The organism is Klebsiella michiganensis (genome assembly GCF_002925905.1).
GTDB classification, from domain to species: Bacteria; Pseudomonadota; Gammaproteobacteria; order Enterobacterales; family Enterobacteriaceae; genus Klebsiella; species Klebsiella michiganensis.
This window is the reverse complement of the sequence record NZ_PRDB01000026.1, coordinates 37,115-49,922: the sequence shown is the minus strand read 5'-3', so window position 1 is coordinate 49,922 and position 12,808 is coordinate 37,115. Positions and strand designations below refer to the sequence as shown.

Sequence of the window (12,808 nt, the reverse complement as noted above, 5' to 3'; positions counted from 1 at the left end):
TTTTAACGGTGTGCATATCTTCGTGACTTAACAATTTCCTGACCGCAGAGGCGGAGATGGGAAAATTATTCATATCGGTCATCCGCTGAATCTCATTCACCTTGATACTGGCGGCAGGTATTGTCATCTCATCCTCCAGCCAGTGATGCATTGCGTCATTATATTGCGCGGTCACCTTACAGAAGGGTTCAGTACCAACAAAGCGCTGATTAATATTTAAAGCCGGTGCAATGTAACGGCGGAACATAAGCAAATCGATTGCGGCATACACCTCGTTAATAATTTGTTTTTCTTTGAGAAAGTAACCGGGGAATGTTCCTCGAGAAATAATATATTTTGAGCCAGGATGGACCGTAATATTAGGCAGATGCCGTGACCCCTCCTGAACCATGGCAAACCGTTGCCGAAAGGAAAACGTGGACAGATCTTCCTCAACGACAAAGACATGCAGCCAGTCGCACGCTTTTGCAGCCTGCTCAATCAGATACTGGTGCCCTAACGTAAAGGGATTTGCATTCATCACAATCCCGCCGATATTTCCGGCCGTCACCAAATGCTGGCCCCGCAGTTGGCGGCAGTAGCGATGGATGCCAACCGGCGAATTCTCCATCAGCGTCGCCCTGTTATCGAGGGTGACCAAAGGATAAAATCCGCATCCCTGGAACGACCGCACATTATCCGGACACGTCAGGAGAAAAAGCTGATGTTCGCCGTTCTGAACAGCCTGCAGCTCCGCTTCATGAATGATTTTCAGGCCTAACGCTGTCCCGCGCCACTCTCTGGCAACCGCAATGCATTTTAACGTATTCCCCGCAAGCCCGGCGCAGGCAACCAGCTGCCGCTGGCAGCGCGCGACAACAAATTGCTCAATGTCGCCGTCGATGCCTAATCCATTGTTCTTCAGAAAGAGAATAATTTCGTCTCTGAAGGTACCGTTGCTAGTTTCCACTTTCTCGAATTCTAGCGTTTGGTCGGTGTACATCTTGTTTCTCCTGCCCATACCTTAATGAGCGTCAAATAATCTTGTCTGAGCCCGCGGAGACGACGACATCTGCAATTCGTGCTGCGGTTTTGATTCGACAATCGTATTCATGAGATGCCCAATATTTTCAATTACCACCTCGACCCGATCGCCTTCGTGCATAAAGAGTGGGGGCGTTCTTTTTTTACCGACGCCGCCTGGGGAGCCGGTAATAATGACATCGCCGGCGCTGAGCGCCGTAAAAGTACTGATATAGCTAATCAGATCGGCAACTTTATGGATCATACTGCTCGTCGAATCATTCTGAACCATAATGCCGTTCAAATAGGTTTGAATAGACAAGCGGTGGGGATCGGGTATTTCATCAACGGTTGTCAGGCAGGGACCAAACGCGCCGGTCTGCCGCCAGTTTTTCCCGGCGGTAAACCAGGCATGCTGCCAGTCGCGCACCGATCCATCCATATAGCAGCTATAGCCTGCAACATGGCTCAGGGCAGCGTCAGTATCGATATTCATACCCGGTTTGCCAATAATAACGGCCAGCTCACCTTCATAATCAAATTCATTGGATAGCGCGGGTTTTAATATCGGCGTTGCATGACCGGTTTGCGAGTCAGGAAAACGAATAAAGAGGGTCGGCGCATCGCTGGTTTCAGAAAACTCTTTTCTTTTTTCCGCATAGTTCATACCGACGCAGAAAATTTTCCCTGGATTTTCAATGACCGGTAAAAAAGTAATATCAGCCATCATGACATCGACCGGATAATTAACATATTGGCCGGCGATCTCAATAGCGCCCCACTGCAGTAAGTCCTTCAGCGTACGATATTGATGACCAATCTTGCCACCCAGGTCAATAATGCCTGTATCCGTCAATATTCCATAACTCTTACGACCATGATGAACATAGCTTGCTAATTTCATGATGACACCTTACTAACATTGAATTTCTTTACTCACGCCACTGGAGATGACGTGAGTCATTCACTTCGCCACGAAGGGTTTAAGACTCAACCGGAACCATGACTTTTGTTTCGCTGGAAGACAAATACGTTGCAACCACCGCCCCCACGGCCAGTAGCGCAATAATGAATCCCGTCATCCCCTGCCAGCCCATAGAGTGGAAAACAAAGCCGTTCACGAAACCAATCACTGAGCCGCCCATGTAGTAGAAGAACAGATACAGCGCGACGGCCTGGCCACGTGCATGCGTTGCATTTTTACTTACCCAGCTTAAGCCAATGGAGTGGCAACCAAAGAAACAACCGGTAAAAATGACCGCGCCGATAATAAAGGTGACGACGTTAGACGTTAAAGTCAGCAGCATTCCCAGCGCCATCATCACAAACAGCGCGCGCAGGACTCTCATACTGCCGTATTTTGCGGAAAGTCGTCCCGCCTGAGGGGCGGTAAAAAAGCTTAAGGCAAAGCTAAAGGAGAGCAGGCCCGCATTCGCCGGAGAAATATGAAAGGGTTCGCCTTTCAGGAAGAAAGCCAGGTAGTTATAGAGAGAGGTGAATACCCCAAAGATGATGAAGCTAATCACGAAGGCTAACGCCAGCTTTTTATTTTTAAAGTGAGATGCCGCGCCTTTCACCACGCGAAGAACGTTGAGGTTTTGCGTTGGCTTAAAGTTCTGAGACGCCGGGAGTAAAAAGTTAACCAGCAAAGCCACCAAAATCAGGCTGATCGCAAAACCATAGAAAATGGTATTTATTGAGATATGGTCGATCAGCTGGCTGGCCACAATACGCCCGGACATCCCTCCCATCGAGTTACCAAAAACGAAGTATCCGGTGACCACCCCCGCCACCACCGGCGCGACCTCCTCGCTGATATAGGCGGTTGCGGCAGCAGCGATACCGCTGAGCGCCAGGCCAATAACCGCACGCAGGGCCACCAGCATCGCCCATGATTCGACCAGAGGACAGAGCATCGTCAGCAGTCCGCCAAGTAGCAGCGAAACGATAATTAATTTTTTCCTGCCGTAATGATCGGACAGCGTCCCGGTGAATAATAATCCGATAGCCAGAAGCGCCGTTTCTGCGGAGAGAATGATACTCACCTGACTCACCGGCACATCATATTCGACGGCGAGAACGGGTAACAGAGGTTGAATAAAAAAGAGTGAGGCTAATTCTGCAAGGCCGGATAGCGCCAGGGCCAGGATGATCCGAATATAATTACTGACCTTGACGGGAGCAGAATTAAGCTGATTATCTTTCGTATGGGTTATAGCCATAAAATCCTCGACATTATTTTTTTAGGTACAGAGTTATGTAGCAACTACACGCGAGAGGACATCAGTATTGCACCGCATTAATGATATAAAATATTTATAATTCCTCCGCTAAAACATATTCCGGGACGCAAACCGTGCCTTCAAATAATTTACGGGAGGTTCTAATCACTGCGGCACGCGTTTTCTCAATATCATCTCCCTCTTTGAGTAAAGATACGGAAATTTTTCCGCTCGGATGTTCAATATTAATAATATTGGTATACGGCGTCCTCGGCTGGTCGGCCACAATGTGATGGGCCACCGATCCTTCAATTATCGTGGCCGTGGATATGCCGATAGAGCCCGTAATAGCCAGTGATTTATGGCAGGTATGAGGCATAAAATAACGAACTCTGATGGTCCCGCCTGCGCCGGGCGCGCTCAGCAGAACCGGTTTAGGGATCACTTTATCGGCGACATCGCCCAGCCCCATTTTCGCTCCTGCCTTGCGCCGGATCGTTTCCAGCTTATTCATAAACGCGCGATCGGCATCGAGGTCGGCCGGTGATTCGTCTCCCGTTTTGCCCATCCGCTCTGCCCTAATCAGCACCATCGGCATCGCCATATCAATGCAGGTGACTTCCACATTATCAATCACATCGACGACGTTACCGGTTGGCAGCAGCTTTCCCGTCTTGCATCCGGCGGAGTTAAGGAAAGTCAGGCCAATCGGCGCAGCGCAGCCGGGAACGCCATCAATGTGCGTATCGCCTTCATAGTTGACATAAAAATTCGGCGTTTGTACTTCCGCATCAACCAGCGTACCGGTATTCAGGTTGCGGATTCGCACTGTCGTCACCGGACTTTGCGCCTTAACCAGGCCTTTTTCAATCGCGAAGGGCCCTACGGCACAGAGCATATTACCGCAGTTAGGCGTGGTATCGACGCGGCGCTCGTTGACCATCACCTGAACAAATAAATAGTCGACGTCAGCATCCGGACTGTCCGAGGGGCTAACAATCGCGACTTTACTGGTTTGGGGGCTGCCGCCGCCAATACCATCAATTTCAAGTTCGTGACCCGCGCCCATTAAGCCCAGCAGCACAGCATCGCGTTCTTCAATTTTTGTCGGTAAATCACTGGCCAGAAGCACCGGGCCTTTCGAAGTACCGCCACGCATCAGTACACAAGGAATCTTTAACATTATGTTTCTCGTTTCACGCATTGATAAGAGCAATGTCAGGATTCCACAGACGAATACATAATGCTAATGCCAATAAAACCAACCATTAATACGTTTTGCGTATAAATAGCGGTTAGGTTAGTGTGTTTGCATCGCGATAAAGTCTGGAGTGAAATCTCATGCTGCACGATCTTCAAGGTATACAAGCGTTTGTTAAAATTGCAGAAATTGGATGTTTCACAAGAGCATCACATTTTCTTCACACATCTCAACCGGCGTTAACCCGCCGGATTAAAAAACTTGAAGAGCAGCTGGGAGCTACGCTATTTGAACGGACAACCAGAAACATTAAACTCACGGCTGTAGGCAGAGAGTTTTTACCTAAGGCAAAGAATTTAATAGATTTTTATGAAAGCTCGATCCTGAGTATTAAAGAAATGGCCACCCATCAAAGCGGCGTTGTCACCCTGTCCTGCCTCCCCACCGCGGCGTTCTATTTCCTCCCTTCGGTCATCAGGGACTATAACAATCACTACCCCAATATCCGTATCCGCATCCTCGAGCATAGCGCCAGCGATTGTCTTGAAGCCGTCTTAAACGGTGACGCAGATTTCGGCATAAACATGATAAACATCACACATCCCAATATCGATTTCTCGCCGCTGGTCAATGAACCTTTCGTATTAGCCTGCCGACGGGACCACGAACTGGCGCAGAAATCGCTGATCTTGTGGGAAGACCTGGCCAACTTCAGGCTTATTGGCGTTAGACGTTCAAGCGGTAACCGCTCGCTGATCGATCAAGCGCTGGAGAATATGGACTGGAAGCCCAACTGGTTCTATGAAGTCAGGCATCTGTCGACGTCGCTGGGTATGGTAGAGGCAGGGCTTGGCGTGGCGGTGGTTCCCAGTCTGGCCATGCCGACCGATGAGCATCACATTCTTGTCAGCCGTCCGCTCGTTGAGCCGGTTATTCGCCGCACGCTCGGTCTCGTGCTGCGCAGAGAAACGGCGCTGAGCCCTGCAGCGGAAAAGTTCAGGGAGATGCTATTACAACTCTGGTCACAGGATACAAGCAGCCCGTGGATAGGGAAATTTACCCGGTAGAGCCGCTTTTATCTTCGGCACTCTAGCGCCTGACGCTGCGTGAGGGACGCGGCGATATCATTTTCAGGCCGGGGACGCGCTCGTCTGGCAATTATTGTCGCTCTTTTATAAGCCTGGCTGTCAGAAGTGATATTTTTAACGTCCCGGCAAACTATGACTCCCACCAGATCGGAATTTTTATATTCGGCGACGGAAATAAAGCACCTTAGAACAATAGCGCATTAAGTTATGAATAATATGTGCAACGCGCCGTAATTTAAGCGAAACCGGTTAGGTATCAGCAAATAACATTCGGGCATGAGTTAAACCAAAAAATAATAATGCACTGATAACAAACTCCGTTATCGTGTTCGCGTAATACGTTGTTTTTCAGAAATGACTTTCTCATCAGGGTAAAAATATGCCAACAAAAATTCATAAATTGCTGTTGTCGCTGGCGATCGCCGCCGCGCCTTTTTTCAGCCATGCCGAAGAGTCCACCTGGGATCATATTAAGCAATCGGGCGAACTGCGCATCGGCGTCGCGCAGGGAGAACCGTGGTATTTCAAAGATCCAGCCACCGGTCAGTGGAACGGCATTGGCTATAACGTGGGTAAAGTACTGGCAAAAGATTTAGGCGTAAAACTGGTGCCGGTGGAGACCACCTGGGGAAATGCGGTCGCCGCGCTGCAGGCCGGGCAGATTGATACCATGCTGGTGCTGGACCCCACCGATGAACGCCGCAAAGCCGCCGACTTTTCCGACCAGCCTTTCCTCTGGTATGCGCAGGGGGTCCTGATCCGCGACGGCGTGAAGGCCGAGAGCTGGGAAGATCTCAATCGCCCGGATATTAAGATTGGCGTCACGCTCGGCAGCAGCCCGGACCTGATACTGACCAAAAAATTACCCAAAGTGCAGCTGGTGCGCTTTACCAATATGGATGAAGGCGTCGCAGCCTTCTACGCCGGACGCGTCGACGCCCTCTCGTACGTCCACCCGGCGCTGGCTCTGCAGCAGGCAAAAGTGCACAAAGGCAACCTGATTCTGCCAAAACCGATTATTGCCATCAGCACCGGCGGCGCGCTGCGCAAAGAGAGCGATCCCCGCTTCCGCAACTTTCTGAATGAAGAGTTTGCCAAAATTTACCAGTCGGGACAGAGCAAACAGTTTTATGAAGACGCCCTTAAGCTACGCGGTGTGGATATCAGCAAAGTGCCCTCGGTGATTAAAGAAGAGTGGAAATAAGCGACTACTCTCCTGGCGCGGACAGAAGCGGCGAGATTGCCGCGCCAATGTCCGCGCAGCGTTCCATATCCAGCAGAGCGTCAATCAGCCGCGCTGCCCGCGGCGCGCTGAGGCGTGATGATAGGTTGGCCACGCATTTATCCACGATCCGCTGTTCCGGCAGCGGATTTTCTGCACACCCCGGCGGGAAGTCGATACGCTCTCCGGCGATCGTCCTTCCCTTTACCACAATGTCCACGCGCGCGGCGGGACGGCGATGCTGCAGCATCAGCTGTTCAAAGGTCTCATCGGCGATGATTTCAACCCGGTCAGCGAAGGCAAGGAGTGGCGCCGCGCCGCGCGTCCGATCGCTGCTCCACTGATGACGCGCGATTTTAAACGCCAGGCAGGCTATCGCCAGCGGCAGACTGAACTGCGCATCGGTATTGCTGACGGGACGCGCGTCGGCGAAAAAACGCGCCAGGGTAAAACTACCGTAAACGCGAATCCGCTCAATCGACTCTGGCGACGGAATACGGTCCAGCAGACGCTCAAACGACGCCAGCGCCGTATGCATCCAGCGACATACCGGATAGTCTTTGAAACTGGCGTGCCTGAGCTGCCAGTGCGTCGCCAGATGCTCCGTCAGCCGTTCTGGCTGAAAGCGGTCGGAGCCTGACATCCGCCAGAATCCCTGTTCACCATCGAGTATCTCGCGCGGCCCCACTATCCCCGCGAGAGGTGTAGCTCCACCGCGCGTACGCCGGCCTCTGCCGCCGGCGCGTTGTAATCCTTAAACGAAACCAGTGGACGCGCCTGCCAGTTGTATTTATGCAACGTGGGCAAAGGGGTTAACGAGGCGGCCAGTCCCAGGCTATTTTCCAGCCCCGCGGCATCGCAGCCGCGCAGTAAACCATACGCCACCGCCGCCCCCAGCGATTCGTGCTGGCACACGCCGTACACTTGTTGAAACCGTTCAGGACTCGGCTGCTGAGAGATAATCACGCGGCTGTTGATTTCCCAGGCCACCACCAGAGAGGTCAGCAACGCCCCGCCGCTGACCGGCCCGCCCTGGCCCACCGCGGCCAGCGCCCCGGCCACCAGCGTGGCGCCGGGATGCCCCATCCCCCGCCCGGCGACTTCAAAACCATCGTCATAATCCAGCGCGTTTATCGCAGCGGCGTTGAGGAACGCGGCGCCGCTGGCGGAGAGCGGAGTTCCACCGTCGAGCACCGCGCTTTTGCCGGTCGCGTACTGGCTACGAATAACCCGCGCGCTTTTCCGCAGCACGCTGTCTTCGCAGCCGGCAACGCCGCAGCCCAGGCTATCAATAAAATGCAGAGCGATCCTGGCTTTCACCGACGCCGGTATCGCAGACGGGGTGAGTTCGCCGGCAAAACGCGCCAGCGTAGCGGTTAAGGAATCAGAGTTTGGCATTGCTTTCTCGCGTAAATATTTATAACCAAAAGAGATAATAGCAATGGTTTTTATTATTTAATTATCACATTTCGCTACTGCTAAGATGATGTCGTTCTAAAACCATCACCATCGTTTTGCGTTTTTCAGGGGTTCCAGAACTATGTCGTATCAATGGGATTTTGCCGCCATCTGGCCATATCGCATGCTGTTGCTGGAGGGGCTGTGGGGTACCATTCAGATCGGCGTCACCAGTATTTTATTCGGCATGCTGGCCGGCATTGCGCTGGCGTTGATGAAGGCCTCGCCGCTAACGTTCTTCCGTCTTCCGGCGCTGATACTGATCGGCTTTTATCGTAATACTCCCGCTATCGTCCACTTCTTCTGGATCTACTACGCTCTGCCAGTCGTCAGCCCGCTGACGCTCTCGCCGTTTGCTGCCGCGGTACTGGCGCTCTCCGCCCAGTCGGCCGCGTTTTATGCCGAAGTTTACCGCGGCGGCATCCAGTCGATCGGCGCCGGACAATGGGAAGGCGCGAAGGCGTTGGGCATGTCGCGCGCCACCGCGCTCCGCCGGGTCATTTTCCCTCAGGCGCTGCGCAGAATGATTCCTCCTTTCCTTGAGCGTTCTTTCGAACTGCTCAAATCCACCGCCCTTGCTTCGTCTCTGGCGTACAGCGAGCTGCTGTATCAGGCGATGCAAATCAACAGTCAGACTTACCGGCCCCTGGAAGTGTATTCGCTTATTGCGGTGATGTACTTCACCCTGCTGCTGATTATCAGCCAGGGCAGCCAGCTGCTTGAACGACGCCTTGCCGTCTCCGACTCACGTTAACGAGAGAACAACCATGCATTATCAGTGGGACTTTTCCCTTGTCTGGCAAAACTTGCCGGTACTGCTGAAGGGACTGGGCGTTACGCTGGAGCTATGGCTGCTGGCGGGAATTGTCGGCACGCTGATCGGGCTTGCCGTTGGCGTCGTCCGTGCCCGCGGGCCGCGCTATTTTTATCCCCTTACCAGCGCCTTTGTCGAGGTGTTCCGCAATACGCCGGTGCTTATCCAGCTCATCTGGTTCTACTATGCCTTTCCGGTGCTGGTGGGCATTCAGTTTTCCACTTTTGGCGCCGCCGCGCTGGCGTTAACCCTGTACACCGCCGCCTACAGCACCGAGATTTTTCGCGCCGGGCTACAGTCCATCGAACGCGGGCAGTGGGAAGGGGCCAAAGCCTTAGGCATGCCGCCGGGCGTGATGCTGCGGCGTATGATCCTTTACTCTTGCCGAAGCCTTCACTGCGGACGAAGCTTTTGTCACCGGAACGCTGGCAGGTATTACCCCGGTAAACAGGCTCGACGGCAGGCGCTTCGACCTCAACGAAAATCCGGTGACCCGACGTATCACCGGCTGGTATCAGGACTATTTACAGCAGGCGGAGTCGCCGCCCGCCGACCATCGCCGGACGAAAAAAAACCCGCAGAGATAGCGCGGGTTGATTCAAATGCAAATCCATTGACTGCAAATAACATCACAATAACCAGGCGTTATTTTATGATGTGCATCACAAAAACATCACCCCCTGTTCGGGGGGATGCTGACTTCTCCCGGGCCTCTCTTTATCCTCCCCGCGCGCAGCGTGGAGGGCTAAGGGCATAACGTGACGGCCCAGCGCAGCCCTGATTCGCGTAGCGCAAAGATCGCCTGAGGGATTTTTGCTTTTTTTGCAGCCGGATGTAAGAATCGACAACAATTTTTATGGGTCAACGCGTTCACTGATGCCGCTCACCGCAGGGGCTGGGATATCGGCCATCGGGATGACATTGCGCATACGTCGTTGCAGCGTGCCGCCCGCCATATCAAATGAATGACTGCTCGCTACCAGAAACCCTCTGTATTACTTCATTCCACGGGAAACAGTATGAAGCCAAAACAAGCGGAAATTATCCGCCAGTCAATGTCTCTGTTTAACAAAGAGGGGTATCAGTCGCCGAGTATTGACCGGATATCGGAGAATGCAGGCATCTCCAAAATGACCTTCTACCGCTACTATGCGGATAAAGAGGCGCTCATTCTTGATATTTTACAGCAGAAAGAGAGTGAGTTTATGCAGGCGCTGCAGGAGATTACCGCCGATAAACCTTCGGGCCGCGAGAAGCTGTTTGCCGTCTTCGAATATTACAATAACTGGTTCACCTGTGAGGATTTCCACGGCTGCATGTTCACCCGCGCCCTGTTTGAATATGGAACCTCGTCTTCCGCTATCCGGGCGACATGCTCACGGTTTAAATCGCGCCTCTACCAGTTTTTCCGCGACATTCTTACCCTGCTGTTAAAACCGGAACCTGCGGAACGGGTGGCGATGATGATGCTCATGCTGATTGACGGCGCCATTGCCGCTCAGCAGGCGGAGTCCTCGGAATGCCGGGAGATCCCTCCCGGAATAACGGCCTGGAGCGCGGCAAAAGCGCTTATTTATTCAGAGGGCGGCACCCTCTGACTCGCGTTCAACAACGGTACGTAACGCCTCCAGCAGACAATCGTAGTAATCGCAGCAGGTCTGAAGACGCAGCGCTGCGCCAACGTAGACCTCCTCCAGCGCAGCCGGGTTTTTATTGCCGATCGGAACGATAACGTTATTCAGCCACCCATCGGCGTGACCGATATCAACCTCGATATGTTCCGCGTAATAATGCACGTCGCGATCCGTAAGGCCAATGCGACGGCACCCGGTCACGAGCTTCTGGTACTGCGGCGGGTCCAGCAGTTCCGTCATCGCCATCACGCCGAGCGATTTGTAGTAATGCTGACGGTTAACGCCGCCCAGCATGAACGCGTTATACCCGGCGAGCCCCTGCCAGTCATACAGATGGGCGAAATGGTTTTCAGGTAGCGCAATATCTCTGCGCTTCAGCAAATCCTTATACAAATTAACGTGCGTAAACTCCTGGCTGCCCTGGCCTATTTCATCCCAAAGGTTCTGGGCAATTTCTGCACGCGTTTCTGGCAGAGAGCCGACCAGCCCCATCGCGACCAGATCGAAAAACAGCAAATTGAGCGCGCTATCGCTTTTGAAGAAATAGTCTATTTGCGTAGCAGAGGCGGAAGAGGAGAGGAAATCAAAGAGGGGATGGTGCGAAGCCGGATGTTTCTGACATAAATGACGGAGTTCCTCAACGATATTCCCGGCGTCAAGCGCGGGTATCGGGAAACTGAAACGTTTTTTTTCCACCCGGAGCCATTCTGATTCGATGTAGCTTCTGATCCCGCAGAGTAATGGATGAAACTGGTTTTTTGCCGCCGCCGATAGCGGCTCCGCCAGCCACGCCTGGTAGAGTTTAAACAGCGCGCTGTGGGCACGTTTTTTCGCTTGCGGATCGTTGGCGGTAAAAGCCTTAGTACAGGTATTTTCGGTCAGGTACCAGGCTCTGTCCGCCAGTAGCGGATTGGCCGTCAGTTTCAGTGAAAGCGCGTTGCTGTGAAGAAGCTGGTCAATCATGTCATCCAGAGAGAGCCTGGCCATTGCGGAATGTTGTTCGTTCCCGGTGAAACCATTTTCTGTCTTACGCATTGATTTATCCCTGTATAATGCATGGTATGTATACGTTATCGTACAGACAAATATGCTGCAATCAGATTTTTTGCACACAGGTAACTAATTTTTAAACGCATGATTTAAAATAAAAAAATAATAAAATCCTCCAATAACCATAAAATTTAATTGATATATTAAAAAAAATAAAGTTACCATTTAGTACAGTTCTAAGCGATGCAAGGAATGAGCATGCCTTACCTGTTACTCACGCTGGCGGCCCTGTTTTGGGGAGGGAATTATGTCGTAGGGCATATTCTCGTTCAGGGCGCGGATCCGATTCTCATGACCGAAGCGAGATGGGCGTTGACCGCACTACTGCTGGTATTGCTGTATCAGCGGCAAATCCGCGACAGTCGGCCGTTGTTCCGCCAGAATGGCGCAACGCTGCTGGTTCTAACGCTGTGTGGACAGGTGAGCTTTCCCTTAACCCTCTATATTGGTCTGCAGTCGACGTCTGCGCTGAACGCAGCGATTTACATGTCTGCGACCCCCTGTATGGTGCTGATGATTAATCGCCTGATTTTCCATGACCGGGTATCGGCGCGGAACTGGTGGGGCGTGATCTTTAGTACCGCAGGGGTGCTGCTGCTCCTGCTGCATGGCAACCTGAGCAACGCAGAGGGGCTAAAAGGGTTTAGCCAGGGCGATCTGTGGGCAATGGGCTCGGCGCTAAGCTGGGCAGTATACTGCTCGCTGTTGCGTAACAAAGATCGTCGTATCCCCGCCAATGCTTTCGTCGCCGTCAGTTCGCTTCTTGGCGCCCTTATTCTGCTTCCGGTGGTGATTTTCTGGCTGTGGCTGCACCCCGCCACCTCATTCGCCGCCTACCACGATATCGCTTTCCTTACTGGACTGGCGTATCTGGTGATTTTCCCCTCGTGGCTGGCCTACCTGTTCTGGAATAAAGGCATCGCGGCTATTGGCGCGACTCGCGGTGAGATTTATACCCATATTATTCCGCTTTCCGGCGGCATATTAAGCATTGTGTTTTTACATACCCAGCCGCATCTCTATCATTTACTGAGCTCGCTATTAATTTTGACCGGAATCGCGATTTGCTCAGTCGCTAAAAAAGCAGCGGCGTATTCATAAATAATAATCTAACGTT

At 52.4% G+C, this 12,808-nt stretch carries 11 protein-coding genes and 1 pseudogene; 6 read left to right on the top strand and 6 right to left on the bottom strand.

Going from position 1 to position 12,808, the window contains the following annotated elements; translation table 11 throughout:
* The 4 genes from citC to CDA56_RS28815 form a co-directional block, all read right to left on the bottom strand.
* A partial coding sequence (gene citC, locus CDA56_RS28830) for a [citrate (pro-3S)-lyase] ligase (RefSeq protein ID WP_104011500.1) occupies positions 1-982 on the bottom strand: 982 nt, incomplete at its 3' end.
* 21 nt (positions 983-1,003) lie between these two features.
* A complete protein-coding gene (locus CDA56_RS28825) occupies positions 1,004-1,906 on the bottom strand; it encodes a fumarylacetoacetate hydrolase family protein (RefSeq protein ID WP_032749698.1) in 903 nt (300 codons plus the stop codon).
* 79 nt (positions 1,907-1,985) lie between these two features.
* Positions 1,986-3,224, bottom strand: coding sequence for an MFS transporter (locus CDA56_RS28820; RefSeq protein ID WP_064377351.1), 1,239 nt, complete (start codon positions 3,222-3,224; stop codon positions 1,986-1,988).
* Between the two features lie 94 nt (positions 3,225-3,318).
* On the bottom strand, positions 3,319-4,407 hold the full coding sequence (locus tag CDA56_RS28815) for a 4-oxalomesaconate tautomerase (protein WP_032749701.1): 1,089 nt from the start codon (positions 4,405-4,407) through the stop codon (positions 3,319-3,321).
* A 158-nt stretch (positions 4,408-4,565) separates the two neighbouring features.
* Between CDA56_RS28815 and CDA56_RS28810 the strand changes: the two genes are divergently transcribed.
* Together CDA56_RS28810 and CDA56_RS28805 are read left to right on the top strand one after the other, a co-directional pair.
* The gene (locus tag CDA56_RS28810) at positions 4,566-5,492 is read left to right on the top strand and encodes a LysR family transcriptional regulator (RefSeq protein WP_004131117.1); all 927 of its coding nucleotides are present in this window, start codon (positions 4,566-4,568) and stop codon (positions 5,490-5,492) included.
* Between the two features lie 400 nt (positions 5,493-5,892).
* Complete coding sequence (locus CDA56_RS28805) at positions 5,893-6,717, top strand: transporter substrate-binding domain-containing protein (protein WP_024359628.1); 825 nt, start codon at positions 5,893-5,895, stop codon at positions 6,715-6,717.
* 4 nt (positions 6,718-6,721) lie between these two features.
* Here CDA56_RS28805 and CDA56_RS28800 read toward each other — a convergent pair.
* A pseudogene (locus CDA56_RS28800) lies at positions 6,722-8,133 on the bottom strand (MmgE/PrpD family protein).
* Positions 8,134-8,275: 142 nt separating this feature from the next.
* On the opposite strand from CDA56_RS28800, the gene CDA56_RS28795 reads away from it, so the two are divergent.
* The 3 genes from CDA56_RS28795 to CDA56_RS28785 all read left to right on the top strand — a co-directional run bounded on the left by CDA56_RS28795 (position 8,276) and on the right by CDA56_RS28785 (position 10,605).
* Positions 8,276-8,947 (top strand): amino acid ABC transporter permease, encoded by a 672-nt coding sequence (locus CDA56_RS28795; protein WP_025106197.1) that lies wholly within the window; start codon positions 8,276-8,278, stop codon positions 8,945-8,947.
* Between the two features lie 13 nt (positions 8,948-8,960).
* On the top strand, positions 8,961-9,764 hold the full coding sequence (locus CDA56_RS31730; RefSeq protein ID WP_371858646.1) for an amino acid ABC transporter permease: 804 nt from the start codon (positions 8,961-8,963) through the stop codon (positions 9,762-9,764).
* 262 nt (positions 9,765-10,026) lie between these two features.
* A complete protein-coding gene (locus CDA56_RS28785; protein ID WP_004849617.1) occupies positions 10,027-10,605 on the top strand; it encodes a TetR/AcrR family transcriptional regulator in 579 nt (192 codons plus the stop codon).
* Here CDA56_RS28785 and CDA56_RS28780 read toward each other — a convergent pair.
* Positions 10,585-11,676: an iron-containing redox enzyme family protein gene (locus CDA56_RS28780; RefSeq protein WP_014228717.1), complete on the bottom strand. Its 1,092-nt coding sequence runs from the start codon at positions 11,674-11,676 to the stop codon at positions 10,585-10,587. The two genes, CDA56_RS28785 and CDA56_RS28780, sit on opposite strands and share 21 nt — an antisense overlap.
* 213 nt (positions 11,677-11,889) lie before the next feature.
* Between CDA56_RS28780 and CDA56_RS28775 the strand changes: the two genes are divergently transcribed.
* Entirely contained in the window at positions 11,890-12,792 is a 903-nt protein-coding gene (locus CDA56_RS28775) for a DMT family transporter (protein ID WP_103815028.1), read from the top strand.
* The last annotated feature ends 16 nt before the right edge of the window (positions 12,793-12,808 follow it).